Source organism: Actinomadura sp. NAK00032 (assembly GCF_013364275.1).
Taxonomy (GTDB): Bacteria; Actinomycetota; Actinomycetes; order Streptosporangiales; family Streptosporangiaceae; genus Spirillospora.
The window spans coordinates 3,004,168-3,027,269 of the sequence record NZ_CP054932.1; the positions used below are offsets into that span (position 1 = coordinate 3,004,168).

27 protein-coding genes are annotated in these 23,102 nt (G+C 73.9%); 17 read left to right on the plus strand and 10 right to left on the minus strand.

Annotated elements, in window-relative coordinates; translation table 11 throughout:
* The first annotated feature begins 51 nt into the window (after window positions 1–51).
* From mbhE to mnhG, 6 genes are read left to right on the plus strand one after another with little or no spacing between them, the layout of a single operon-like run.
* Window positions 52–2,841 (plus strand): hydrogen gas-evolving membrane-bound hydrogenase subunit E, encoded by a 2,790-nt coding sequence (gene mbhE / locus HUT06_RS14095; protein ID WP_176196141.1) that lies wholly within the window; start codon window positions 52–54, stop codon window positions 2,839–2,841.
* Window positions 2,838–3,266: a Na(+)/H(+) antiporter subunit C gene (locus HUT06_RS14100; protein ID WP_176196142.1), complete on the plus strand. Its 429-nt coding sequence runs from the start codon at window positions 2,838–2,840 to the stop codon at window positions 3,264–3,266. The genes mbhE and HUT06_RS14100 overlap by 4 nt, the downstream gene beginning before the upstream one ends.
* A complete protein-coding gene (locus HUT06_RS14105) occupies window positions 3,263–4,786 on the plus strand; it encodes a Na+/H+ antiporter subunit D (protein WP_176196143.1) in 1,524 nt (507 codons plus the stop codon). The genes HUT06_RS14100 and HUT06_RS14105 overlap by 4 nt, the downstream gene beginning before the upstream one ends.
* On the plus strand, window positions 4,783–5,334 hold the full coding sequence (locus tag HUT06_RS14110) for a Na+/H+ antiporter subunit E (protein ID WP_176196144.1): 552 nt from the start codon (window positions 4,783–4,785) through the stop codon (window positions 5,332–5,334). Before HUT06_RS14105 ends, HUT06_RS14110 begins: the two co-directional genes overlap by 4 nt.
* On the plus strand, window positions 5,331–5,615 hold the full coding sequence (locus tag HUT06_RS14115) for a monovalent cation/H+ antiporter complex subunit F (protein ID WP_176196145.1): 285 nt from the start codon (window positions 5,331–5,333) through the stop codon (window positions 5,613–5,615). The genes HUT06_RS14110 and HUT06_RS14115 overlap by 4 nt, the downstream gene beginning before the upstream one ends.
* A complete protein-coding gene (gene mnhG, locus HUT06_RS14120) occupies window positions 5,612–5,935 on the plus strand; it encodes a monovalent cation/H(+) antiporter subunit G (RefSeq protein WP_176196146.1) in 324 nt (107 codons plus the stop codon). The genes HUT06_RS14115 and mnhG overlap by 4 nt, the downstream gene beginning before the upstream one ends.
* Before the next feature lie 37 nt (window positions 5,936–5,972).
* Here the strand turns inward: mnhG and HUT06_RS14125 are convergent, their stop codons facing one another.
* Complete coding sequence (locus HUT06_RS14125) at window positions 5,973–6,155, minus strand: hypothetical protein (RefSeq protein ID WP_176196147.1); 183 nt, start codon at window positions 6,153–6,155, stop codon at window positions 5,973–5,975.
* Window positions 6,156–6,220: 65 nt separating this feature from the next.
* Between HUT06_RS14125 and HUT06_RS14130 the strand changes: the two genes are divergently transcribed.
* The 4 genes from HUT06_RS14130 (at window position 6,221) to HUT06_RS14145 (ending at window position 9,325) form a co-directional block, all read left to right on the plus strand.
* Complete coding sequence (locus HUT06_RS14130) at window positions 6,221–7,375, plus strand: sensor histidine kinase (RefSeq protein WP_176196148.1); 1,155 nt, start codon at window positions 6,221–6,223, stop codon at window positions 7,373–7,375.
* The gene (locus HUT06_RS14135) at window positions 7,363–7,977 is read left to right on the plus strand and encodes a response regulator transcription factor (RefSeq protein WP_176196149.1); all 615 of its coding nucleotides are present in this window, start codon (window positions 7,363–7,365) and stop codon (window positions 7,975–7,977) included. Before HUT06_RS14130 ends, HUT06_RS14135 begins: the two co-directional genes overlap by 13 nt.
* A gap of 185 nt (window positions 7,978–8,162) precedes the next feature.
* On the plus strand, window positions 8,163–8,993 hold the full coding sequence (locus HUT06_RS14140) for a helix-turn-helix transcriptional regulator (RefSeq protein WP_254715166.1): 831 nt from the start codon (window positions 8,163–8,165) through the stop codon (window positions 8,991–8,993).
* Entirely contained in the window at window positions 8,990–9,325 is a 336-nt protein-coding gene (locus HUT06_RS14145) for a DUF397 domain-containing protein (RefSeq protein ID WP_176196150.1), read from the plus strand. Before HUT06_RS14140 ends, HUT06_RS14145 begins: the two co-directional genes overlap by 4 nt.
* Before the next feature lie 27 nt (window positions 9,326–9,352).
* On the opposite strand, the gene HUT06_RS14150 is transcribed toward HUT06_RS14145, so the two are convergent.
* Window positions 9,353–10,183 carry a siderophore-interacting protein gene (locus HUT06_RS14150; RefSeq protein ID WP_176196151.1) on the minus strand — a complete coding sequence of 277 codons (831 nt, stop codon included), beginning with the start codon at window positions 10,181–10,183 and terminating at the stop codon, window positions 9,353–9,355.
* An 11-nt stretch (window positions 10,184–10,194) separates the two neighbouring features.
* Window positions 10,195–11,220: an ABC transporter substrate-binding protein gene (locus HUT06_RS14155; RefSeq protein ID WP_176196152.1), complete on the minus strand. Its 1,026-nt coding sequence runs from the start codon at window positions 11,218–11,220 to the stop codon at window positions 10,195–10,197.
* Between the two features lie 78 nt (window positions 11,221–11,298).
* Here HUT06_RS14155 and HUT06_RS14160 point away from each other — a divergent pair, with 78 nt between their 5' ends.
* The 5 genes from HUT06_RS14160 (at window position 11,299) to HUT06_RS14180 (ending at window position 16,296) form a co-directional block, all read left to right on the plus strand.
* Window positions 11,299–12,363 (plus strand): iron ABC transporter permease, encoded by a 1,065-nt coding sequence (locus tag HUT06_RS14160; RefSeq protein ID WP_254715167.1) that lies wholly within the window; start codon window positions 11,299–11,301, stop codon window positions 12,361–12,363.
* 53 nt (window positions 12,364–12,416) lie between these two features.
* Complete coding sequence (locus HUT06_RS14165; protein WP_254715168.1) at window positions 12,417–13,466, plus strand: iron chelate uptake ABC transporter family permease subunit; 1,050 nt, start codon at window positions 12,417–12,419, stop codon at window positions 13,464–13,466.
* The gene (locus HUT06_RS14170) at window positions 13,467–14,276 is read left to right on the plus strand and encodes an ABC transporter ATP-binding protein (RefSeq protein ID WP_176196154.1); all 810 of its coding nucleotides are present in this window, start codon (window positions 13,467–13,469) and stop codon (window positions 14,274–14,276) included.
* Between the two features lie 77 nt (window positions 14,277–14,353).
* Window positions 14,354–15,820, plus strand: coding sequence for an MFS transporter (locus HUT06_RS14175; protein ID WP_176196155.1), 1,467 nt, complete (start codon window positions 14,354–14,356; stop codon window positions 15,818–15,820).
* Complete coding sequence (locus HUT06_RS14180) at window positions 15,817–16,296, plus strand: MarR family winged helix-turn-helix transcriptional regulator (RefSeq protein ID WP_176196156.1); 480 nt, start codon at window positions 15,817–15,819, stop codon at window positions 16,294–16,296. The genes HUT06_RS14175 and HUT06_RS14180 overlap by 4 nt, the downstream gene beginning before the upstream one ends.
* Window positions 16,297–16,315: 19 nt before the next feature.
* On the opposite strand, the gene HUT06_RS14185 is transcribed toward HUT06_RS14180, so the two are convergent.
* From HUT06_RS14185 to HUT06_RS14205, 5 genes are read right to left on the minus strand one after another with little or no spacing between them, the layout of a single operon-like run.
* Complete coding sequence (locus HUT06_RS14185; protein ID WP_176196157.1) at window positions 16,316–17,584, minus strand: ABC transporter substrate-binding protein; 1,269 nt, start codon at window positions 17,582–17,584, stop codon at window positions 16,316–16,318.
* Entirely contained in the window at window positions 17,581–18,621 is a 1,041-nt protein-coding gene (locus tag HUT06_RS14190; RefSeq protein ID WP_176201358.1) for a branched-chain amino acid ABC transporter permease, read from the minus strand. The genes HUT06_RS14185 and HUT06_RS14190 overlap by 4 nt, the downstream gene beginning before the upstream one ends.
* Before the next feature lie 52 nt (window positions 18,622–18,673).
* A complete protein-coding gene (locus HUT06_RS14195; protein ID WP_176196158.1) occupies window positions 18,674–19,564 on the minus strand; it encodes a branched-chain amino acid ABC transporter permease in 891 nt (296 codons plus the stop codon).
* A complete protein-coding gene (locus tag HUT06_RS14200; protein WP_176196159.1) occupies window positions 19,561–20,352 on the minus strand; it encodes an ABC transporter ATP-binding protein in 792 nt (263 codons plus the stop codon). The genes HUT06_RS14195 and HUT06_RS14200 overlap by 4 nt, the downstream gene beginning before the upstream one ends.
* Window positions 20,349–21,149, minus strand: a complete 801-nt coding sequence (locus tag HUT06_RS14205; protein WP_176196160.1) for an ABC transporter ATP-binding protein — start codon at window positions 21,147–21,149, stop codon at window positions 20,349–20,351. Before HUT06_RS14205 ends, HUT06_RS14200 begins: the two co-directional genes overlap by 4 nt.
* Window positions 21,150–21,310: 161 nt before the next feature.
* Here HUT06_RS14205 and HUT06_RS14210 point away from each other — a divergent pair, with 161 nt between their 5' ends.
* Together HUT06_RS14210 and HUT06_RS14215 are read left to right on the plus strand one after the other, a co-directional pair.
* Complete coding sequence (locus tag HUT06_RS14210; RefSeq protein ID WP_176196161.1) at window positions 21,311–22,009, plus strand: neutral zinc metallopeptidase; 699 nt, start codon at window positions 21,311–21,313, stop codon at window positions 22,007–22,009.
* Window positions 22,010–22,041: 32 nt separating this feature from the next.
* Window positions 22,042–22,410 carry an STAS domain-containing protein gene (locus HUT06_RS14215; RefSeq protein WP_176196162.1) on the plus strand — a complete coding sequence of 123 codons (369 nt, stop codon included), beginning with the start codon at window positions 22,042–22,044 and terminating at the stop codon, window positions 22,408–22,410.
* Here HUT06_RS14215 and HUT06_RS14220 read toward each other — a convergent pair.
* Together HUT06_RS14220 and HUT06_RS14225 are read right to left on the minus strand one after the other, a co-directional pair.
* On the minus strand, window positions 22,400–22,693 hold the full coding sequence (locus HUT06_RS14220; RefSeq protein ID WP_176196163.1) for an MTH1187 family thiamine-binding protein: 294 nt from the start codon (window positions 22,691–22,693) through the stop codon (window positions 22,400–22,402). The genes HUT06_RS14215 and HUT06_RS14220 overlap by 11 nt on opposite strands.
* 12 nt (window positions 22,694–22,705) lie before the next feature.
* A complete protein-coding gene (locus HUT06_RS14225; RefSeq protein WP_176196164.1) occupies window positions 22,706–23,098 on the minus strand; it encodes a hypothetical protein in 393 nt (130 codons plus the stop codon).
* Window positions 23,099–23,102: the final 4 nt, after the last annotated feature.

A 23,102-nucleotide genomic window follows, 5' to 3' on the forward strand; every position in this document is an offset into this window, starting at 1 on the left:
GGCGTCCATCGGGTAGATCGCCTGCGACGGTGGGAGGGGGCTGCGGGCCGGATGCTGGCGCTGGTCGGGATCTATGCCGTCGCGGCGGTCGCCGTGCCGTGGGCGCTGGGGCGGCACCCGCGGGCCATGGCGTGCGCGGCGGCGCTGGTGCCCGCGGCGACGGCCGGATGGGCGGTGACCCGGGCGGGGCGGCCGCTGGCCACCCGTGCCGTCTGGTCGGACGACCTGGGCCTCGTGCTCGACTTCCGGATCGACGCGCTGGCCATCGTGATGCTGCTGCTGGTGGGCGGGGTCGGGGCCGTCGTCCTGTGCTACTCGGGGTGGTACTTCGAGCGTTCCGAGCGGCTGATGACCGGGACGCTGGTGGCGTTCGCGGGGGCGATGACGGGCCTGGTGCTCGCCGACAACCTGCTCGTCCTGTACGTGTTCTGGGAGCTCACCACCGTCAGCTCGTTCGTCCTCATCGGGCACACGCGGCCGGACCGGGCCGCCGACCGGCGGGCCGCCACCCAGGCGCTGCTGACGACCACCGCGTTCGGGCTGGTCATGCTCGTCGGGTTCGTGGTGCTGGGGCAGGCCGCGGGCACCTACCGGATCTCGGCGCTGGTCGCGGACCCGCCCGGCGGGACCCCGGCGCGGGTCGGTGCGGTGCTGGTGCTGCTCGGCGCGTTCGCGAAGTCCGCGCAGGTACCGCTGCAGGGCTGGCTCCCGGCCGCGATGGTCGCGCCGACGCCGGTGAGCGCCTACCTGCACGCGGCGGCGATGGTGAAGGCCGGCGTCTACCTGGTGGCACGGCTCGCGCCGGGGTTCGCCGACGTCGGTCCGTGGCGGCCGCTGGTGCTCGCCGTGGGCCTGCTGAGCCTGCTCGTGGGCGGCGTCGTCGCGCTGCGGCAGGACGATCTCAAGCGGCTGCTGGCCTACGGGACGATCAGCCAGCTCGGCCTCCTCATGGTGCTGCTCGGCGAGGGGTCGCGGACGGCGGCCCTCGCCGGTGCGGCGCTGCTGCTCGCCCACGGGCTGTTCAAGGCGCCGCTGTTCCTGGCCGTCGGCGCCGTCGAGCACCGCACGGGGACGCGGCGCGCGGACCGGCTGTCGGGCGCCGGGCGGCGGCTGCCGGTGCTGGCGGCCGCGGCGACGGCGGCGGTCGCGTCCATGATCGGGATCCCGCCGCTGCTCGGCTTCGTGGCGAAGGAGGCCGCGTTCGAGGCGTTCGCGCACGGCGGGCCGGACCTCGCCGTCCTCGCCGGCGTGGTGGCGGGGTCGGCGCTGACCGTGGCGTACGGGGCGCGGTTCCTGCACGGCGCCTTCTCCGGCGGGACGCAGGAGGAGCCGGCCGACCCCTGGGGCCTGGTCGTGCCGGTCGTGCTGCTGGCCGCGGCCGGGTTCGCCGCGGGGCTCGTACCGGGGACGATGCAGGCGCTGATCGGGCCGTACGCCGAGACGCTGCACGGCCCGGAGTACGAGCTGGCGCTGTGGCACGGGCCCGGGGTGCCGATCGCGATGTCGGCGGTCGCGCTCGCGGTGGGCGCCGGCCTGTACGCGGTGTTCGGGCGGACGTTCCCCGGCCGGTCCACCCGGTGGTGGCTCCCCGACGCCCAGCGCGGCTACGACGGCGTCATCGAGGGGACCATGAGCGGCGCGCACGCGGTGACGCGGCGGCTCCAGACCGGATCGCTGCCGGTGTACCTGGGCGTGATCGCGGTGATGGTGCTGGTCGTGCCGGGCTCGGCGCTCGCGGCCGGGCTCGTCCGCGGCACCGGGCCGGACCCGCCGGCGGGCTGGCCGCGGGCCTGGGCCGACCCGGCGCAGCTCGTCCTGGCGGCGGTCGTGATCGCGTGCGCGGTCGCGGCGCGGTGGGCGCGCGGCCGACTGTCGGCGGTGGTGCTGCTGTCCGGCGTGGGGTACGGCATGGCCGGCCTGTTCGTGCTGCACGGCGCGCCCGACCTCGCGCTCACCCTCGTGGTCGTGGAGACCCTGACGCTGCTCATGCTCGTGCTGGTGCTGCGGCGCCTCCCGGAGCGGTTCCCGCCCTACCTGCGCAAGCGGTCCGCGCGCGTCGCGACCGGAGTGATCAGCCTGGGCATGGGCGGGTTCGTCGCGCTGTTCCTGGTCGCGGCGTCGCTGAGCCGGGGCGAACCTCCCGTCGGGCCCGGCTACACGCGGCTCGCGGCGCAGGAGCACGCGAAGAACGTGGTGAACCTGATCCTGGTCGACCTGCGCGCGCTCGACACGCTGGGCGAGATCGCCGTGCTGGCCGCGACCGGGATGGGCGTCGCGAGCCTGGTGCTGACCGGGCCGGGCGCGCGGCTGCCCGGCCCGGCGCGGGAGCAGCGGAGCCGCTGGCTCACCACGCCCGGCCGGCCGCCGCTCGGCGGGTCCTCGGTGGTGCTGGAGGCGGCGGCGCGGCTGCTGGCGCCGACGGTCCTGGTGTTCTCGGTGTACCTGTTCTTCGCCGGGCACGGCCGTCCGGGCGGCGGGTTCGTCGGCGGCCTGGTGGCGGGCATGGCGTTCGTGCTGCGCTACCTGCCGGGCGGGCGGCGCGAGCTCGCCGCCGCGCTGCCCGTCCGCCCCGCCCTGCTGCTCGGCGGCGGGCTCGGCATCGCGGTCGCGGCGGGCGCGGGCGGCTGGGCGTCCGGCGGGGAGTTCCTGCGCTCGGTGCACCTCGGCGGGACGGTACCGGTCTTCGGGCACGTCGAGCTTCCCACCAGCCTGTTCTTCGACGCCGGGGTCTACCTGCTCGTCCTCGGGCTGGTGCTGACGATCCTCAGCACGCTCGGGGCGAGCCTGGAGGAACCGGACGAAGAGGAGCCGGACGGGCAGCGGGACCGGGAGCCGCTATGACCGGGCCCGGCCTGCTGCTCGTGGTGATCGTCGCGGTGCTGTTCGCGACCGGGTTCGACCTGCTGATGCAGCGGTCGCTCATCCGGATCGTGGTCGGCTTCAGCCTGCTCGGCCACGGCGCCAACCTCCTGCTGCTGCTCGCGGGCGGGCCCGCCGGGACGCCGCCGCTGCTCGGCGCGAAGGGCCCGGGCCGCACCGCCGACCCGCTCCCGCAGGCGATGGCGCTGACCGCGATCGTCATCACGTTCGGCGTCACCGCGTTCCTGCTGGCGATGGCCTACCGGAGCCGGCAGCTGCGCGGCGGCGACGAGGTCCCCGACGACGTCGAGGACCGCCGGATCTGCGCGGAGCGGCGCCGCCGCGGCGAGGCCCCGGACGGCACGCCGCTGGAGGAGGAGAACCCGGGACCGGAGGACGGCGCGTGAACGTCCTCGTCCCGCTGCCGTTCGCGCTGCCGCTGCTCGGCGCGGCGCTGGCGGTGCTGGCCCGCCGCCGGAGCACCTGGCTGCGGATCCTCGCCCCGCTCGTCGCCGCCGGCGGCGTCGCCGCCTGCGCCGGGCTGGTCGCGGCCGTGGCGCGGGACGGGATCCTCGCCGTCCAGCTGGGCGGGTGGGCGGCCCCGCTCGGCATCACGCTCGTCGCCGACCGGCTGTCGGCGCTGCTGCTGGCGGTGTCCGCCACCGTGCTGCTGGCGATCATGCTGCACGCCGTGGGGGAGGGCGCCGGCGGGCTCGGCGGGGACGAGCCCGGCGTGTTCTACCCGGCCTACCTCACGCTGACCGCCGGGGTCAGCCTCGTCTTCCTCGCCGGGGACCTGTTCAACCTGTTCGTCGGGTTCGAGGTCATGCTCGCGTCGAGCTACGTCCTCATGACGCTGACCCCGACCGGGGAGCGGGTCCGGGCCGGGATGACCTACACCGTGGTCAGCCTCACGTCCTCGATCCTGTTCCTCACCGCGCTCGGGCTCACCTACGCGGCGACCGGCACGGTGAACCTCGCCGACCTGGCGACGCGGACCCCGGACCTGCCCGGCGCCACCCGCACCGCGCTCGCGCTGCTGTTCCTGGTCGTGTTCGGCATCAAGGGCGCGATCGTGCCGATGCACCTGTGGCTGCCCGACAGCTACCCCGTCGCGCTCACCAAGGTCACCGCGGTGTTCGCGGCGCTGCTGACGAAGGCCGCCGTGTACGCGCTGATCCGCGTGCAGACGCTGGTGTTCCCCCGCGAGCACGCCTCCTGGCCGATGCTCGTCCTGGCCGCCGGGACGATCCTCGTCGGCACCCTCGGCGCGCTGACGCACGACGACATCCACCGGGTGTTCTCGTTCGTCCTCGTCGGGCACATCGGCTACATGCTGTTCGGGCTCGCGCTGTTCGACGTCGCCGGCCTCACCGGCGCGATCCTGTACCTCGTCCACCACATCGTGGTGCAGGCGACGCTCTTCCTGGTGAGCGACCTCATCCAGGGCCACACGGGAGAGACGTCGCTGCACAGGCTCGGCGGGCTGGCGGGCCTGTCGGCGTTCATCGCCGTGCTGTTCTTCATCCCCGCGATGAGCGTCAGCGGCGTCCCGCCGACCTCCGGGTTCGTGGCGAAGCTCGCGCTGTTCCAGGCCGGCGCCGGCTCCGGGAGCGTCCTGGGCTACGCCGTCACGGGCGTCGCCGTGCTGGGCAGCGTCCTCACCCTCATGGCGATGAGCCGGATCTGGACGCTCGGGTTCTGGCGCCCCCGCCCGGAGGAGGCGGACGAACCGCCGCCGCCCGACGCGTCCTACACGCCGGGCGGCGCGCGGCTCATGAAGTCGGTGACCGCGGTCCTGGTCGCCGCGGGACTCCTCATCGCGGTGTTCGCGGGCCCGCTCGCCGCCTGGAGCCGGCACGCCGCCCGCGACCTCGTCGACACCGGCGGCTACCGGCACGCCGTCCTGGACGGAGGTCGGCCGTGAGCACGCGCGCGCGCCGCTTCGTCTCCCGGCTGGGCATGGCCGGGTGGCTGTTCGCGGTCTGGCTGCTGCTGTGGGGGCGGGCCGACCCGCTCATCGTGGTGGGCGGCGCCGTCGTCGTCATCGCCGCCTACCTGGTGAGCCGGCTGCCCGCCGTCCCCACCATCAAGCGGGTCCGGCCGCTGTGGCTCGCCCTGGCGCTCGCGGAGTTCGCCTGGGACCTGCTCGTCTCCAGCCTGGTCATCGCCCGCCACGCCCTGTACCGGCCGCGCTCCGTGCGGGGCGCCATCGTCGAGGTGGACGCCCGGACCCGCTCCGAACTCATCCTGCTGGCCGTCACGACGAGCATCTCGCTGCGCCCCGGCACGCTGCTGGTCGACCTCGACTGGGACCGGCACCTGCTGCGCATCCACGCCATGCCGGCCGGCTCCCGCACGGAGGCGGACGCCGCGCGGAAGGGCGTGCTCCGCACCGAGCACCGGCTCATGCGCGCCCTCAGGACCGCCGAGGACGCGGCCGAAGAAGACGTCTCCACCCGGGAGGACCGATGAGCATCGTGTACGACGCGGCGCTGGCGCTGCTGGGCGCCGCGTTCCTGCTGACGGCCGCGCGGCTGGTCCGCGGCCCGTCCACGTTCGACCGCATCATGGCGCTGGACGTCCTGGCCGTCCTGCTGGTGAGCGGGATCGCGGTGCACACCGCCGTGCACAAGGAGCCCGCGAACGCCACGATCCTCGTGGTGATCGCGCTGATGGGCTTCGTGGGGTCGGTCAGCGCCGCCCATCTGGCGGCGGCGCGGGCGGAGCGCCGGGAGCGGGAGGAGCGGGCGTGACCGCCGCCGTCTCCGCCGTGCTGCTGCTCGCCGGCGCGGCGTTCTGCGCGGTGGGCGCGCTCGGCATGCTCCGGTTCCCGGACCTGCTCACCCGGCTGCACGCCGCGACCAAGCCGCAGACGATCGGGCTGCTGCTGGTGCTCGCCGGGGTCGCGCTCCGGGCCGACTCGGTGACGGCCGCCGCGCCGCTGCTGCTCGTCGCCGTCTTCCAGCTGATCACCGCCCCGGTCACCGCGCAGACGATCGCCGGCGCGGCCTACCGCGCCGGCGTCATCGACCGCGCGGCGCTCGCCCTGGACGAGACCGGCCGCGCGACCTGACCGGGGCACCCGCCCCTGCGGGGCGCCCCGCCCCGGGTCAGTTCTGCGGGCCGCGGCGGGCGAACATGCCGGAGCAGCCCCAGCCGAGGCCGATGAGGACGGCGCCGACGGCGGCGACGACGCCGACCGCCTGGAAGTCCACTGCGGACAGCAGCGCGATCACGAGGCCGTAGAGGACGGTGAGGGCGAAGAGGGCCCGCCGGGCGGTGTTCTTGTTCATGACCACGAGCCTGCCGTGACCTGGAGGGCAGTAGTATCCACCGGTCGGTGGACAAAAGGGGTGCGGTGGACGAGGTCGAAAGGCCCATGGCGCGGGCCGAGAACGTCTGGCGCCGCTCGTATCCGCTCTGGGACGCCTACTTCGCGATGGTCCTGGTCGGGACCGTGGCCGCGACCGCCGCCGACGAGCTGCCGCCCGGCCGGAAGGCCGCGGCGATCGCGCTGCTCGTCCTGCTGAGCGTGGCGTACGCGGCGATCGGGCGGGCCGCGCTGCGGTCGCAGGAGGTGCCGCGCCCCGGCTGCAAGATCTACGCCGTCGCGCTGATCTGCATGTTCGTCCCCGCGACGCTGCTCGCGCCGGTGACGGCTACGGGCCTCGCGGCGCTGGTGCCGCAGGTCTACATGATGTACGGCGCCGCGCGCGGGTTCGCGCTGATGCTCGTGCTGTTCTCCGGTCCGGTCGGGCTGGGGCTGGCGGAGTCCGGCGCGAGCAGGGCGATGACGGCGGTGGTCGTGGCGGCGGGCGTCACGTGCAGCCTGCTGCTCGCGGTGTTCATCGGCCGGCTCGGCCGCCAGAACCTGGAGCGGCTGCGGCTCATCGAGGAGCTGGACCGCACGCGCGGCGAGCTGGCGGAGGTGTCCCGCGAGGCGGGCATGCTCGCCGAGCGGGAGCGGCTCTCCCGCGACATCCACGACACGATCGCGCAGGGCTTCACCTCGATCACGATGCTGCTCCAGGCGGCGGAGGCCGAGGTCGGGCCGAACCGGCACGTGGAGCTGGCGCTGCGGACCGCGCGCGAGAACCTCGCCGAGACGCGCGGCCTGGTCGCGGCGCTGGCCCCGCCCGCGCTGGACGGCGGCTCGCTGGTGGAGGCGCTGCGCCGGCTGGCCCGCGACTTCGACCTGCCCGTCGACCTGGCCGTGACGGGCGAGCCCCGGCCGCTGGACGCCGTCGAGGTCGTGCTGCTGCGGGTGACGCAGGAGGCGCTCGCGAACGTCCGCAAGCACGCGGACGCCGGCTCGGTCCGGGTGGAACTGGACTACGGCGACCCGGTGCGGCTGACCGTCGCCGACGACGGGCGCGGGTTCGCGCCGGACGGCGTCGAGCGCGGGTTCGGGCTGCGCGGCATGCGGACCCGCGTCGAGCGCGCCGGCGGGACGTTTGCCGTCACCGCCGCGGGCGGGACCCGGATCGAGGTGGCGGTGCCGTGCTCCGCGTGATGATCGTCGACGACCACCCGATCGTCCGGGAGGGGCTGCGCGGGATGCTCGCCGCCGAGCCGGACATCGAGGTGGCGGGGGAGGCCGCGTCCGGGGACGAGGCCGTCGCGCTGGTGCCCCGCCTCCGGCCGGACGTCGTCCTGATGGACCTGCGGATGCCGTCAGGCGACGGGGTGAGCGCGATCCAGCGGCTCCCCGGCCACCGGATCCTGGTGCTGACGACGTTCCAGGACGACGCCGACATCGTCCGGGCGATCGAGGCGGGCGCCGCGGGCTACCTGCTGAAGGACGCCTCCCGCGCCGACCTCGCCGCCGCCGTCCGCGACGCCGCGGCGGGCCGCCGCGTCCTGTCCCCGGAGGTCTCGGCACGCCTCGCGGCGGTGGACGAGACCCCCGCGCCGCCCGTCCTGTCGGCGCGCGAGGCGGAGGTACTCGCCCTCGTCGCGGAGGGCCTCACCAACGCCCAGATCGGCGAGCGCCTCTACATCGGCCAGGCGACGGTGAAAACCCACCTGCTGCGCATCTTCACCAAACTAGGCGTCTCCGACCGCACCGCCGCCGTCATGACCGCCCTCCAGCACGGCCTCATCCCCGCCCCCTGACTCATTTCCTGGCCCATGCCATTTCGGGATGTATTGGTCGCAATCCATACTTCGTTAATTGCTTCTCGCGGGTAATTGCTTCCCTGATCATCGCAATGGCCCTATGGTCGGTAAAGAGCGAGATGGCAGGTGGCGACACCCGTCTCGCGTGACCGGAACCACCGCCGCTTCACCCCCTGGAGGCGATGATGCCCCGCCGTCCCCGCGAGCTCGGAGTCCCGAAGACCCCCGTCGACTACTTCGGTGCCGAACTGCGCGCCCACCGCGAGATGGCGGGCCTCGGCTGCCCGCAGTTCGCCGCGAAACTCGGTTACTCGCCCCAGCGCATCGGCCAGATAGAGCGGGGCGACGGCGCCCCGTCCGAGAACTTCGCGAAGGACTGCGACACGTTCTTCGAGACGAAAGGGACCTTCCTTCGCATCTGGGAGTGGATCCAGAGGGTCGGCCAGATCCAACTCCTTCCGCCCGGCTTCGCCGAATTCCTCCAGCGCGAGGCCGCCGCGCGAGTGATCCACAAGTTCGAGGCCATGGCCGTAACTGGTCTATTCCAGACGCGGGAGTATGCGTACGACCAGCTGAAGGCAGGGCGAGCTCCCGAAGAAGTCGAAGAACTCGTTGCGACACGGCTCGCCCGCCAGGCGATTCTCGAAGGTGAGGACCCGTGCCATGTCGTCGTGGTCTTCGACGAGTACGCCCTCAGGAGGCCGATCGGGGGTCCGGAGGTCATCCGTGGCCAGATACAGCACCTGATCGATCTTGCCGACCGGAGGAACGTCACGCTCCAGATCGTGCCGAGCGTCACAGGCTCCTACGCCGGTCTCCCAGGTGCTTTCACGCTGCTCGGATTCGAGGACGACCCCGATGTTGCCTACATCGAAGGGCACAGGAGCGGCCAACTGATCGAGCGGGGCGACGCCGTACGGGCATATGCGCTACGTTTCGATTTGATCAGGGGTGTGGCACTGTCCACTGGCGAGTCCCTGAAGCTGCTTCACGCGATCTTGGAGGGTCTATGAGCATCGGTGACCAGCCGTGGAACCAGTGGCGGAAGAGCAGCCATAGTACTGACACTGGCGGTGATTGCGTGGAAGTGGCGAGCCTTACTTGGCGGAAGGGCAGCCGCAGTGGCGACACCGGAGGTGACTGCGTCGAGGTGGCGGGCCTTCCTTGGCGAACGAGCAGCCGCAGCGGTGACACCGGAGGCCAGTGCGTCGAGGTAGCGGGCCTCGCGGCGGCGGTCGGGGTGCGGGACTCCAAGGATCCGGACGGGCCCAAGCTCGTCTTCGCGTCCGCCGAATGGCGCGCGTTCGCGCGGCGGGCGAAGAGCGGCGGGTTCGACCTGCGCTGACCCGCCGCGTCCCGCTTCCGCGCCGGCCTACTCCTCGGTGGCGGGGCTGCCGCCCGCCTCGAATTCGGCGAGGAGGTCCTCTTCGGTGGCGCCCCGGCGCCAGTAGCCGGTGAAGGTGACGGCTCGGCGGTCCATGCCGCGCTCGTTCACCAGGTGGCGGCGCAAGGCCTTCACCACGGCGGACTCGCCCGCGATCCACGCGTAGGCGCCGTCCGGAATCTTCGCGTCGCGGACGGCGTCCAGCAGGCCGCCGGGGGAGACCCAGGTGACCTCCGCGTCGGCGGCGGTGGGCATCTCCTGCCGGTCTTCGGGGTGCGGGACGTCGACCCAGACCTGGGCGGGCGTCCCGGCGGGCAGCCAGGCGAGGTTGCCCGCGACGGCGGGCAGCGCGGTCAGGTCGCCCGCGATGACGACGGGCGCGCCGGGCGGCGGCCGGAAGTCGAAGCCGCCGTTGTCGGGGCCGGTCGGGCCGAGGATCGTGACGCGGTCGCCCGGGGCGGCCTTCGCGGCCCACCGGCCGGCGGGGCCGGACGCGCCGTCCATGTGCAGCGCGAAGTCGACGTCGAGCTCGCCGGGCCGGTACTCGCGGACGGTGTAGGAGCGCATGATGCCGCGCTCGGCCGGGTCCAGCGCCCGCCAGTCGTTGAACCAGGTGGCGCCGTCGCTGTTGTCCGGCATGACGGGGGCGTCCTGGTGCGGGTGCGGCAGGAACACCTTGAACCGCTGGTCGCGGCCGCCGGTCGCGAAGCCGTCGAGGGACGTCCCGCCGAAGGTGATCCGCGCCATGGACGGCCCGAGCCGCTCGGAGCGGAGCACGTGCACGTCGAAGAAGGCGTAGGGGTGGGCCGGAGTCGTCATCGTGCCGCCTTTCAGCCGAGCTTCTTCGCGGAGGCCAGGGCCGCGGCGACCGCTTCGAGCAGCGGCGCGCAGCCCTCGTAGGAGAAGCGGGGCTCCGGCTGCCACGGGATGACCTGGCCGGCCTTGACCGCGGGCAGCTCCTGCCAGGACGGCTTGGAGCCGAGGTCCTTGGGCTGGAGCGCCTGCGTCCGGGAGTCGAGCAGGATGAGGTCCGCCTTGTACTTGTCGGCGTTCTCCCAGCTCAGATTCTCGAAGTAGTCGTCCTTGCCGAGCTTGTCGGGGAGGATCAGGTCGACGCCGAGCTCCTTGTAGTAGATGAGGTCGGTGTTCTTGTCCGGGCTGGAGGCGTAGAACAGGTCGGGGCTCGCGGACGCGGCGAGCACCTTCAGGCCGGGCTTGGCCTTGGCCGCCGCGCGCACCGCCTCGGCGGCCTTCTCGAACCGGGCCTTGGCGGCGGTGACCTTGGCCGCGTTCAGGTCGGCGCCGAGCGCGGCGGCCAGCGCGGCGGTCCGCTCGATCGGCTTCGGCAGCGGGACGGACCCGGCCGCGACGGCGACGCTCGGCGCCAGCGCGTAGATCTTGTCCTTGCTCTCCTCGGGGACGTAGAAGAGGCTGCCCGGGATGAACATGTTGTCGACGAGCAGCTCGGGGCGCAGCGCCGCGTACTTCTCGATGTTGAACTCGCCGAACGCGTTGCCGATGATCTCCAGCCGGTCGACGGGCAGGTTCCCGGCCTGCGGGTCGGGCTTGCCGTCCTTGAGCTTGGTCGGGCCGAACACGCCGACGAGCTGCTTGTCGATGCCGAAGTCGTAGAGGGCGGCGGCGGTCGCGACGTAGCCGACGACGCGCTGCGGGCGCTTCTTGAGGTCCACCTTCGTGCCGCGGTCGTCGGTGAACGTCCAGGCGCCGCCGGGGGAGGCGGTGCCGCCCGCGCCGCCGTCGCCGCCGCAGGCGCTGATCAGGGCCCCGAGGGCGACGGCGCCGCCGGCTCCGAGGAAGCCGCGGCGGGTGAGGTGGCGAGCACCGGTATTCGACATTTCGGACGATCTCCAAGAATCAACTACAGTGACCGGATAGTGGGCCGATCAAGACTTAGGTTAACCTAACCTAAGATCTTGTCCAGAGGGGGCCCGCAGGTGCTGTCGACCACACCGCCGCCGCTGCTCACCGAGCGGCCGGCCGGCCCGCCGCGCCGCTCGCGGCAGGCCGCCGGGTTCCTCGCCGCGGTGCTGCTCCTGCTCACGACCGCCGTGCTCAGCCTCGCGGTCGGCGCCAAACCGCTGTCGCCGGCGCAGGCCTGGGACGGGCTGTTCGACCCCGGCTCGGCCGCGTACACGGTCGTCCACGAGATGCGCCTCCCGCGCACCCTGCTCGGCCTGCTGGCCGGGACGGCGCTCGGGCTCGCCGGCGCGGTGATGCAGGCGCTCACCCGCAACCCGCTCGCCGACCCCGGCATCCTCGGCATCAACGCGGGCGCGTCCGCCGCGGTCGTCACCGCGATCTCGTTCCTCGGCATCACCTCCTTCACCGGCTTCGTGTGGTTCGCGTTCGCGGGCGCCGGCGCGGTCGCCGTGCTGCTCTACGCGGTCGGCGGCGGGCGCGGCGCCACGCCCGCCCGGCTCGCGCTCGCCGGGTCCGCGCTGAACGCCGCGCTGTTCTCCTACGTGAACGCCGTGCAGCTGCTGGACACCGCGGCCCTCGACCGGATCCGCTTCTGGACGGTCGGCTCCCTCGCCGCCGCGCAGCAGTACACGGTCGTGCGCGTCGCCCCGTTCGTCCTCGTCGGCCTGGTGCTCGCGCTGCTGCTCGCCCGCCCGCTCAACGCGATGGCGATGGGCGAGGACGCGGCCCGCGCGCTCGGCGCCGACCCCGGCCGCGCCCGGATCACCGCGATCGTCGCCGTCACGCTGCTGTGCGGCGCGGCGACGGCCGCGTGCGGGCCGATCATCTTCGTCGGGCTGATGGTGCCGCACCTCGTCCGCTCGCTGACCGGCCCGGACCTGCGGCGGCTGCTGCCGTTCTGCGCGGTCCTGTCGCCCGCGCTGATGCTGGCGGCGGACGTCCTCGGCCGCGTCGTCGTCCGGCCGTCGGAGCTGCAGGTCGGCATCGTGATGGTCGTCGCCGGCGGGCCCGTCTTCCTGTACTTCGTGCGCCGCCCGTTCGGGAAGGCACTGTCATGAGCGGAGCGAACTCGGGGGGTGTGGGGGGTCGTCCCCCCACGGCGGACACGCTCGTGAGCCGCGCGCCCCGTGCCGCCGTCGTCCGGACGCCGGGCGGCATGTCGTTCCGGTTCCACCCGCGCGCGTTCGCCGTCGCGGCGCTCTGCCTTGCCCTGGCGCTCGGCGCCGGGGTGCTGCTCATCGGCAGCGGCGACTTCCCGATGAGCCCCGCCGACGTCGTCGCGACCCTGCTCGGCCAGGGCACGCCCGCCGACTCGCTGATCGTCAACCAGATCCGGCTGCCGCGGGTGGCGGCGGCGCTCGCCGTCGGCGCCGCGCTCGGCCTGGGCGGCGCGATCTTCCAGTCGCTGACCCGCAACCCGCTCGGCAGCCCCGACATCCTCGGGTTCACCCAGGGCGCGGCGAGTGGCGTCCTCGCGGTGATCGTGCTGACCGGCGGCGGCACCGTCGCGGTCGCGGCGGGCGCGGCCGGCGGCGGGCTGCTCACCGGCCTGGTCGTGTGGGCGGCGGCGGGCCGGCACGGCGCGCACGGCCAGCGGCTCATCCTCGTCGGCATCGGCGTCGCGGCGATCCTCACCGGCGTGAACGGCTACCTGCTCACCGAGGCGGACATCACCGAGGCCGCCCGCGCCGTGCTGTGGCTGACCGGCAGCCTGGACGGCCGCGACTGGGCCGACGCCGCGCCGGTGCTCGCCGGGCTCGCCGTCCTCGGGCCGCTCGTCCTCGTCGGCTGCGGGCGGGCGCTGCGGATGCTGGAGATGGGCGACGACGCCGCGCACGGCCTCGGCGTCCCCATCGAGCGGGTCCGGCTGATCATGCTGGCCGCGGCCGTGCTGCTCGTCTCGCTCGCCGCGGCGGCGGCCGGGCCGGTCGCGTTCGTCGCGCTGACCGCGCCGCAGCTCGCCCGGCGCCTCACCCGCACGACCGGCCCCAACCTGCTGCCCGCGACGTGCATGGGGGCGGCGCTGCTTGTCGGCGCCGACTGGGTCGCGCAGCGCGCCTTCCCGGGGCACCAGCTCCCGGTCGGCGTGGTGACCGGGCTCCTCGGCGGCGGGTACCTGGTCTGGCTTCTGGTGACCGAACGCAAGACGGGACGGATCTGAATGAAGGACGCCAACGCGCGGCTCACCGGCACGGGACTCACCCTCGCCTACGACAAGCGCACCATCACCGAGAACCTCGACGTGGCCGTGCCCGACGGCTCGTTCACCGTCATCGTCGGCCCGAACGCGTGCGGCAAGTCGACGCTGCTGCGGGCGCTCGCCCGGATCCTGAGGCCGGCCGCCGGATCGGTCGTGCTGGACGGCCGGCCCATCGCCGGCTGGCCCGCCAAGAAGCTCGCCCGGACGCTCGGGCTGCTGCCGCAGTCGTCCATCGCGCCGGAGGGCATCACGGTCGCCGACCTGGTGTCGCGCGGCCGGTACCCGCACCAGAGCCTGCTGCGGCAGTGGTCCCGGGAGGACGAGCGGGTCGTCGCCGAGTCGATGGCCGCGACCGGCGTCCAGGACCTCGCCGCCCGCCCCGTGGACGAGCTGTCGGGCGGGCAGCGGCAGCGCGTCTGGATCGCGATGGCGCTCGCCCAGCAGACCCCGCTGCTGCTGCTCGACGAGCCGACGACCTACCTCGACATCGCGCACCAGATCGAGGTCCTCGACCTGTGCGCGCGGCTGCACGAGGAGGGCCGCACGGTCGTCGCGGTGCTGCACGACCTGAACCACGCGGCCCGCTACGCCACCCACATGATCGCCATGCGGGACGGCCGGATCGTCGCCGAGGGCGCGCCCGCCGCGGTCGTCACGTCCGAGCTGGTCGAGCAGGTGTTCCGGCTGCCGTGCCGGGTGATCGACTGCCCGGAGACGGGGACGCCGCTCGTCGTCCCGGCCGCCCGCGCCCGGGTGCCCGCCCTGCGCTGAGCCGCCCGCGCCGGACCGGCGCGCCGAGAATCGTTGTAGGCTTATAACCGTTATATGCCTACAACGATCGGAGCTCCGTGCCCGAGCTGAGCCACCGCCGCAGGCTCCTCGTGCTGGCCATCTGCTGCATGAGCCTGCTCATCGTCAGCCTCGACAACACGATCCTCAACGTCGCGCTGCCCACCCTCCAGGACGACTTCGGCAGCTCCCTGTCGGGCCTGCAGTGGACGATCGACGCGTACCTGATCGTCCTCGCCTCCCTGCTGATCCTGGCCGGCTCGACCGCCGACCGGATCGGGCGGCGCCGCGTCTTCCAGACCGGGCTCGCGCTGTTCGTCGCCGGGTCGGTGCTGTGCAGCCTCGCGCCGTCCCTCGGCTGGCTCGTCGGCGCCCGCGTCGTGCAGGCGGTCGGCGGGTCGATGCTCAACCCGGTCGCCATGTCGATCATCACGAACGTGTTCACCGAGCCGCGCGAGCGGGCCCGCGCCATCGGCGTCTGGGGCGGCGTGGTCGGGCTCAGCATGGCGATGGGCCCGCTCGTCGGCGGGCTGCTCGTCGACTCCGTCGGCTGGCGGTCGATCTTCTGGCTGAACGTGCCGATCGGGCTCGCCGCGCTCGCGCTGACCGCGCTGTTCGTCCCCGAGTCGCGCGCCCCGCGGCCGCGCCGCCCCGACCCGCTCGGCCAGGGCTACCTGATCGTGCTGCTCGGGACCCTCACCTACGCGATCATCGAGGCGCCCGGCCGCGGCCTGTCCGACCCGGCCGTCTACGGCGCCGCGCTGCTGGCCGCCGCGTCCCTCGCCGGGTTCGCCGTGCACGCGGTGCGCGCCCCCGAGCCGCTGATCGACATGCGCTTCTTCCGCAGCGTCCCGTTCTCCGGCGCGACGCTCATCGCCATCAGCGGGTTCGCGGCGCTCGGCGGGTTCCTGTTCCTCAACACGCTCTACCTGCAGAACGTCCGGGGCCTGTCGGCGCTGCACGCCGGGCTGTACCTGCTGCCGATGGCCGCGATGACCGCCGTGTGCGGCCCGCTGTCGGGACGGCTCGTCGGCAGCCGCGGCCCGCGGCTGCCGCTGCAGCTCGCCGGGGCGGCGATGCTGGCGAGCGCGCTGCTGTTCGCCGCGTTCGACGCCGAGACCCGTGACGCCACCCTGTTCGCGTCCTACATCCTGTTCGGCATCGGGTTCGGGATGGTGAACTCGCCGATCACCAACACCGCCGTGTCCGGGATGCCGCGCGCCCAGGCCGGCGTCGCCGCCGCGGTCGCCTCCACCAGCCGGCAGATCGGGCAGGCCCTCGGCGTCGCGGTGATCGGCGCGGTGCTCGCCGCCGGGACGTCCGGCGCGCCCGGCGCGGCCGCCTTCACCGCCGCCGCCCGCCCGGCATACTGGATCCTGACCGGATGCGCCGCCGCCGTCCTCGTGCTCGGCACGGCCACCACCGGCCGGCGGGCCGCCCGCAGCGTCGCGCGCGTGGCCGGCCTGTTCGACGCCGGCGACCCGGCCCCAGACGGATCCCCTGTGACGGGAGCGAGCGCCCGATGAGCACCCAGCCCGCCGCCGAGCCGGCCGCACCCACCGCGTCCGCCGGCACCGCCGAGGCCGCCGACACCGCCGCGCGGGCGTGGCGCAACCTCGGCGTCCTGGTGCACGAGCGCGGCGACCGGCGCCGCGAGGTCACCGAGGCGCTCGGGATGAGCTTCTTCCGGGTGAAGGCGCTGCGCCGCATCGCCGCCGCGCCCGCCCCGCTGCCGCTGCGCGACCTCGCCGAGCTGCTGCTCACCGACCGCCCCTACGTCACGCTCGTGGTGGACGACCTGGTCGGCCGCGGGCTGGTGGAGCGCGGCGCCAACCCCGCCGACCGCCGCTCCAAGCTCGTCACCGCGACCGACGCCGGGCGCGCCGCGGCGGCGGAGGCCGAGCGGATCCTCAGCACTCCGCCGCCGGAGCTGGCCGGCCTCCCGGCCGAGGACCTCGCCGCCCTCGACCGGATCGCGGCCCGCCTGGTCGCCGAGGACTGAGCCCCGGGCACCGGACGGATTAGGCGCCGGACGGGACCTGGTAGGTCTCGGCCGCCTCCGACTCCATCGCCTCCCGCTCGACGACCATGCCGCCGAGCGCCTTGGCGTCCGTCCGCAGGATGTAGGTCATGCGGGTGCCGGGCTCGTCCACCTTCGAGAAGTCCATCGGGGTGCCGTAGCCGCCGTCGTGCGCGGTCGTCGACCGGTGCGCCGCGATCACGCCCTCCCGGGTGAGGTCCTTGGACTGGCACGCCTTCTTCAGCGCGTCCGCGAAGATCACGGCGCCGGTGTAGCCGTTGACCACCGCGCTGTCGCGCGGCTGCCCCGGGTACTTCTTGCCGTAGGCGTCGGCCAGCTGCTTGATCAGGGGCAGGTCGGAGGAGATCGGCGCGCCGGCGCTGGCGAGGTAGAAGCCCTTCAGCAGGGCGGGCGCGGCCGGGGTCTTCAGCAGCTGCGGGGAGAACCCGGAGTTGCTCGCGACGATCGGCACCATGATGCCCTTGGCCCGCGCGACGCCCGCCAGCGACGCCGACTGCTTCGGCCCGGCGCTCATCAGGATCGCCGTGACGCCCGCCTCCTTCAGCGCGGAGACCTGCGCGGTCATGTCGTTGTCGGTCGCCTTGATCTTCTGCTCGACGATCGTGAGGCCGAGCTTGCCGGCCGCGTACTTGGACCCGGCGAGCGCGCTCTCGCCGTAGTCGCCCTCGAAGTAGACGTGCCCGACCTTGTCGCCCTTCTTGACCCCCTTCTCCTTGGTGAGGAAGTCCAGCGCGTTGATCATGTCGACGTCGTAGGTGGTGCCGGTGACCTGGATGTACTTGTTGCCGAGCAGCGTCGTCGCCCACGCGTTCGGGATGACGAACATCTTGTCGGAGGTGATCCGCTGGTTCAGCGCCGTCACCATCGGCGACCCGACGAACTGCGCGAGGCCGATGACGCTCGACTGCATCTCGCTGTACCCCGCGACGGCCTTCTGGACGTCGTAGCCGTGGTCGCGGACCACCAGCTCGACCTTGCGGCCGCAGATCCCGCCCTGGGCGTTGACCTGCTCGAAGTACAGCTGCTGCGCCTGCGTGAGGCTCTTGCCGAGCGGTGCGTACACGCCGGTCAGGTCGGTCGCCGCGCCGACGCGGATCGTGGTGTCGGTGACGCCGGGGCCGGTCTTGACGCCGTCCGCGCCGGTGCCGCCGGAGCCGCCGGTGGCCTTGCCGCTGCAGCCGGACGCCAGGCCCAGCGGCAGCGCGACCGCCAGCGCGGCGACCGCCGTGAGACGTGCCGTTCGGTTCATGTGAGTTGCTCCTCTTGGTCGAGTCGGGTGAGGGGACGGGCGGCCCGGCGCCGGGACGCGGCGGTGCGCAGCCGCGACCACGTCCCGGCCAGGCCGCCGGGCAGGAACAGCACGACGGCGACGACGGCGGCGCCGTACAGGATCCGGGCGGCCTCGGCGGGGGAGACCCCGGCGGAGCCCGGCGCGGCGACGAGCGGCAGGTCGTCGCCGAAGCGGGTGAGGAGCTGCGGCAGGACGGACACGAACACCGCCCCGGCGACGGCCCCGGCGGCGGTGCCGAGCCCGCCGATGACGATCATGGCGAGGTAGTCCAGCGACAGGAACATGCCGAAGTAGTCCGGGACGGTCCGCCGGAACGACAGCGCGAGCAGCGCCCCGGCCGCCCCCGCGTACATCGACGACAGCACGAACACCCCGGCCCGGTAGCGCGCCACCGGCACGCCCATCACCGCCGCCGCCGTCTCGTGGTCGCGGATGGTGTTCATCGCCCGCCCCGGCCGGCCGCGCAGGATGCCGCGCGCGATCCACGCCGCCGGGACCAGCAGCAGGACGGCGAGGAACCACAGCCGCTCCAGCGCGCCCAGCGGCACGTTGAACAGCACCAGCTCGGGGGAGTCCTCGAAGCGGAACCCGGCGATCTCCAGCGGCGGGACGTCCCGGCCGTTGAACCCGCCGGTGACGGTCTCGGCGTTGAACAGCACGTGCTGCCCGATGAAGATCAGCGCCAGCGAGGCGATGCCGAGGTAGACGCCGCGCAGCCGGCCGGCGATCGGGCTGAACAGCCCGCCTGCGACCCCGGCGAGGATGATCGCGCCGACGAACGCCAGCGGCGTCGGCAGCCCGAGGCCCGCCCCGTGCGGCCCCGAGTCGGACGCGAGGTACACGTACCCGTAGGCGCCGACCGCGAGGAAGAACGCGTGCCCCATCGACAGCTGCCCGGTCGCGCCGGTCAGCAGGTTCAGGCCGATGGCGCCGATCGCCGCCGACATCGCGAACAGGCCGGTCTGCAGCCAGAACGCGTCGAGGTAGAAGGGCATGGCGAGCAGCACGAGGAGGCCCCCGGCCGCCCCAGCCAGGCGCAGCGGACGCTCAGACACGCGACAGCTCCCTTGTCCCGAACAGGCCCGCCGGCCGGATCAGCAGCACGGCGAGCATCACCAGGAACGGCGCCACCTCGCCGATGCCGCGCCCCATGAACGCGAGGTCGCCCTGGTAGCCGGTCGCCAGCGACTCGGTCAGCCCGACGATGAGGCCCCCGGCGAGCGCGCCTGTCGTCGAGTCGAGCCCGCCGAGGATCGCGGCCGGGAACGCCTTCATCGCGGCGAACGAGGTGCTGCGGTCCAGCCCCGGCGTGGGGAACACGGTCAGGAACAGCGCCGCGACCGCCGCCAGCGCGCCCGCGATCGCCCACGCGGCCAGCGAGACCCGCGACAGCCGGACGCCCATCAGCGCCGCCGTCTCCCCGTCCTCGGCCGCCGCCCGCATCGCCACGCCCCACGAGGTGTAGCGGAACGCCAGCAGGAACGCCGCGATCAGCACGGACGCGACGGCGAACGCGGCGATGCGGGTCTGCGCGATGCCGACGCCCGCCACGTCCACGATCTTGTTCTGCCAGGGGTCGCCCATCGACAGCACCTGCGTGCCGATCTCCCGCGTCAGCGCCGTCGTCAGCACGATGTCGACGCCGATCGTGACGATCGCGAGCACCGCGTGGTTCTCCACCCGGGCCCGGCGCAGCACCACCAGCTCCACCAGCACGCCCGCGGCCGCCGCCCCGGCGATGCCCGCGCCGAGCGCCGGCAGGAAGCCGATGTCGTCGTGCAGGACCGCCGTCACGTAGCCGCCCGCGAGCAGCAGCGACGCGTGCGCGAAGTTGACCACCTCGGTGGCCTTGAAGATGATCACGAAGCCGAGGGCGATCAGCGCGTACACCGACCCCGCCGAGACCCCGTTGACCACCAGCTCGATGAACGTGCTCAAGGGTTTCCCTCCGAATCCGCGGGGACGTGCGCCGCGCCGAGGTAGGCGCGGACCACGGCCGGGTCCCGCTGCACCGCCTCGGGCGCGCCACCCGCGATGCGCTTGCCGAAGTCCAGGACGGTGACCTCGTCGGCCAGCCGCATGACCATCCCCATGTCGTGCTCGACCAGCAGGACGGAGACGCCGAGGTCGGCGCGGACCCGGCCGATGACGCCGGCCATCCGCCGCCGCTCGGCGCCGTTCATCCCGGCGACCGGCTCGTCCAGGAGCAGCAGCCGGGGCTCCATCGCCAGCGCCCGCGCCAGCTCGACCCGCTTCTGGACGCCGTAGGACAGCAGCCCCACCGGCGCCGCCAGGTGCTCCGCGACCCCCACGAACCGGGCGATGTCGCGGACCCGCGCCCGGTGCCGGGCGTCCTCGCGGCGCGCCCGCGGCAGCCGCAGCCCCGCCGACGCGAACCCGGCCCGGGTGAGCCGGTGCCGCCCGAGCATCAGGTTGTCCTCGACGGTCAGGTGCCGCGACAGCGCGATGTTCTGGAACGTCCGGGCCACGCCGAGCCCCGCGATGCGGTGCGGCGGCAGCGCGGTCAGCTCCGCCCCGCCGAACCGGACGCTGCCCCCGCTCGCCCGGTACACCCCGGACAGCACGTTGAAGCACGTCGACTTGCCCGCCCCGTTGGGCCCGATGACCGCGTGGACACTGCCCTCCGCCACGCTGAACCCGACCCCGTCCAGCGCGGTCAGCCCGGCGAACCGCACGGTGAGCCCCTCCACCACGAGTTCGCTCATCCGACCCACCGCTCCAGCGATGGGGGCGGCACGGTCTCGTCCCCGCCGCCGTCGTCCTCGCCGCCGACGCCGAGGTAGCGCCGCCGGACCTCGTCGCTCGCGGCCAGCTCCGCCGACGGCCCGTGCAGCGCGACCGCGCCGACCTCCAGCACGTGCGCGGACGACGACAGCTCCAGCGCCAGCGCCGCGTTCTGCTCGATCAGCAGGATCGCCGTGCCCTGGAGGTTGATCTCCCGGACGGTCTCGGCGATCCGCTCGGCCATCAGCGGCGCGAGGCCGAGCGTGGGCTCGTCCAGCAGCAGCACCGACGGGCACGCCATCAGCGCCCGCCCGATCGCGAGCATCTGCTGCTCGCCGCCGGACAGCAGCCCGGCCCGCTGCCGGGCCCGCTCGGCGAGCACCGGGAACAGCTCCAGCACCCGCCCGTGCGCCTTGGCCGCGGCGGCGCGGCCGGGCGCCCCGAGCGCGCCCGCCCGCAGGTTGTCCTCCACGCTGAGCCGGCCGAACACCCGCCGCCCCTCCGGGACCTGCACCACCCCGGCCGCCACCACGGTGGCCGGGTGCAGCCCGATGAGGGACCGGTCGCCGAGCCGGACCGCGCCGGTGTCCACCGCCCCCCGGTGGAACGGGAGCGTGCCGGAGATCGCCCGCAGCAGCGTGGTCTTGCCGGCCCCGTTCGCGCCGAGCACGGCCGTGACCGAGCCCGCCGGGACGTCCAGCGACACGCCGCGCAGGGCCCGTACGGCCCGCCCGTAGCTCACCGACAGATCGCGGACCACGAGGGTCCCGTTCGCCATTCGCCCCTCCCGAAGTTCGTGTGGCGGGCAGCCCAGCACGGGCCGCCGACCTGCGTCTACGGGCCCGGGGCAAGACGTGGCGGGAGTCCAACCGAAAGTCGTTCGGGTTGTGCGGCGAGCACAGTTCGACCCTCCGCGCGCCCTCATGCGTATGTCCCGGTATGAGGGAGTTGAGGCGCACCGGAGCGGCCGCCGCGGCGGTGCTCGCGCTGACGACGGCGTGCCAGTTCCAGGTGCGCCCGCCGGGCGCCGCCGCCGTGGCACCCGCCCAATCGCGGCGCCCGCCGAGCACGTTCGACGAGGCGGGATTCCAGGAGGACCTGCGCACCGCCGAGGAGACGACCGACGACTACTGGCGCCGCCACTGGCGGGAGCTGTTCACCGGCTCCTACGGCTCACCGCGGGTCGTCGGCCTCTACGACGGCCGCGACCGGAACTCCGCCCCGCTCTGCGGCGACGAGCGCCTGACGCGCGACAACGCCGCCTACTGCCCGGACGGCGACTACGTGGCCTGGGACGCGCACCTCATGCGCTCGGGCTACGCGCGCGGCGACGCGTGGGTGTACCTGGTGATCGCGCACGAGTGGGGCCACGCGATCCAGGCGCGGCTCCGCCGCGGCCTGGTGTCGCCCGCCGCCGAACTCCAGGCCGACTGCCTGGCGGGCGCGGTCCTGTACGGCTCGTCCGACGACGGGACGCTGCGGTTCGAGGACGGCGACGAGCAGGAGCTCGTGGAGGCGTTCCAGGTCATCGGCGACGACGCCCCGTGGACCAGGCCCGGCGACCACGGCACGGCCGTCCAGCGGCTGCGCGGCTTCTCCCGCGGCGGCGAGAACGGCGTAAGCGCCTGCTTCACCTGACGGGAGGCCGCGGCGCCCACCATCATGGCGTCATGAGCGTCGCCGATCTGGTCGTCATCGAGGGCGACCGCCACACCACGGCCCTCCTGTCCGGAGAGCTGGATCGGGCCTCGTGCTCCGACGTCCGGCCGCGGCTGCGGGCACTGGCCCACCGCCCGCTCGTGCTCGACCTGTCCGGGCTCACGTTCATCGACGTGGACGGCCTGCGCATGGTCCACCAGTGCGCCCGCGTCTGCGAGGCCGAGGGGACGGCCCTGGCCCTGGTGGGCGCGAACCCGTTCACGGCCAGGCTGCTCCGCCTCTTCGGCCTGAGCGCCCCGCTGTGCGCCTCGGAGGAGGAGGCGCTGTGGTGCCTGCTGCCGCCCACGGACGACGACATCCAGGACTGGCTCAACGGCTGAGGTGCCGCTCCACGGAGGCGACCTTGGCGTCGAGGGCGCCCGTGACCCCGGGCCTGATGTCGGCCTTCACCACGAGCGAGACCCGCGGCGCGCGCGCCGCCACGGCGTCCGTGGCACGCTTCACCACGTCCATGACCTCGTCCCACTCGCCCTCGATCGTGGTGAACATGGCGTCGGTCCGGTTGGGGAGGCCGCTCTCGCGCACCACCCGGACCGCCTCGGCGACGAGTGCGCCGACCTCCTCACCCGCTCCGAGCGGCGTCACCGAGAACGCGACGAGCATCGTGCACCTCCATCAAGGCTGGACGACCTGCCTCACCACGATCTCATCCAGCCGCCGCTCGACGATCACCCCCACCGGCCAGTCGCGCACGAGGCACCGCAGCAGCGCGGCCTCGTGCTCGGCGAACGAGGGGTCGCAGCCCTGCTGCTCAAGGCTGGACCGGACGGCCATCACGTAGTCGGCCTCGGTGAACCCGGGGACCTCCCGGACCATCGCGGTCGTCGTGGCCCGGTGCGAGTTGAGCCCGGCGAACGAGCGGCCGCACCCGCAGCCGCCGTCGGGGTCGCCCCGGTCGCGGGCGCACACGAGCCCGATGTGCACCAGTTCCCCTTCGACGCACCAGTCGAAGTCGTTGTCGCGCAATCCCTGGCAGGCGTTGGTAGCGGTGAGCAGCTTCAAGGCCATACCC

Excerpts from the sequence above, each read along its gene's own strand:
- mbhE (WP_176196141.1), top strand. The coding sequence starts at position 52 with ATGCTGGCGCTGGTCGGGATCTATGCCGTCGCGGCGGTCGCCGTGCCG.
- HUT06_RS14100 (WP_176196142.1), top strand. The coding sequence starts at position 2,838 with ATGACCGGGCCCGGCCTGCTGCTCGTGGTGATCGTCGCGGTGCTGTTC.
- HUT06_RS14115 (WP_176196145.1), top strand. The coding sequence starts at position 5,331 with ATGAGCATCGTGTACGACGCGGCGCTGGCGCTGCTGGGCGCCGCGTTC.
- HUT06_RS14125 (WP_176196147.1), bottom strand. The coding sequence starts at position 6,155 with ATGAACAAGAACACCGCCCGGCGGGCCCTCTTCGCCCTCACCGTCCTC.
- HUT06_RS14140 (WP_254715166.1), top strand. The coding sequence starts at position 8,163 with ATGATGCCCCGCCGTCCCCGCGAGCTCGGAGTCCCGAAGACCCCCGTC.
- HUT06_RS14145 (WP_176196150.1), top strand. The coding sequence starts at position 8,990 with ATGAGCATCGGTGACCAGCCGTGGAACCAGTGGCGGAAGAGCAGCCAT.
- HUT06_RS14150 (WP_176196151.1), bottom strand. The coding sequence starts at position 10,183 with ATGACGACTCCGGCCCACCCCTACGCCTTCTTCGACGTGCACGTGCTC.
- HUT06_RS14155 (WP_176196152.1), bottom strand. The coding sequence starts at position 11,220 with ATGTCGAATACCGGTGCTCGCCACCTCACCCGCCGCGGCTTCCTCGGA.
- HUT06_RS14170 (WP_176196154.1), top strand. The coding sequence starts at position 13,467 with ATGAAGGACGCCAACGCGCGGCTCACCGGCACGGGACTCACCCTCGCC.
- HUT06_RS14180 (WP_176196156.1), top strand. The coding sequence starts at position 15,817 with ATGAGCACCCAGCCCGCCGCCGAGCCGGCCGCACCCACCGCGTCCGCC.
- HUT06_RS14185 (WP_176196157.1), bottom strand. The coding sequence starts at position 17,584 with ATGAACCGAACGGCACGTCTCACGGCGGTCGCCGCGCTGGCGGTCGCG.
- HUT06_RS14190 (WP_176201358.1), bottom strand. The coding sequence starts at position 18,621 with ATGCCCTTCTACCTCGACGCGTTCTGGCTGCAGACCGGCCTGTTCGCG.
- HUT06_RS14200 (WP_176196159.1), bottom strand. The coding sequence starts at position 20,352 with ATGAGCGAACTCGTGGTGGAGGGGCTCACCGTGCGGTTCGCCGGGCTG.
- HUT06_RS14205 (WP_176196160.1), bottom strand. The coding sequence starts at position 21,149 with ATGGCGAACGGGACCCTCGTGGTCCGCGATCTGTCGGTGAGCTACGGG.
- HUT06_RS14210 (WP_176196161.1), top strand. The coding sequence starts at position 21,311 with ATGAGGGAGTTGAGGCGCACCGGAGCGGCCGCCGCGGCGGTGCTCGCG.
- HUT06_RS14215 (WP_176196162.1), top strand. The coding sequence starts at position 22,042 with ATGAGCGTCGCCGATCTGGTCGTCATCGAGGGCGACCGCCACACCACG.
- HUT06_RS14220 (WP_176196163.1), bottom strand. The coding sequence starts at position 22,693 with ATGCTCGTCGCGTTCTCGGTGACGCCGCTCGGAGCGGGTGAGGAGGTC.
- HUT06_RS14225 (WP_176196164.1), bottom strand. The coding sequence starts at position 23,098 with ATGGCCTTGAAGCTGCTCACCGCTACCAACGCCTGCCAGGGATTGCGC.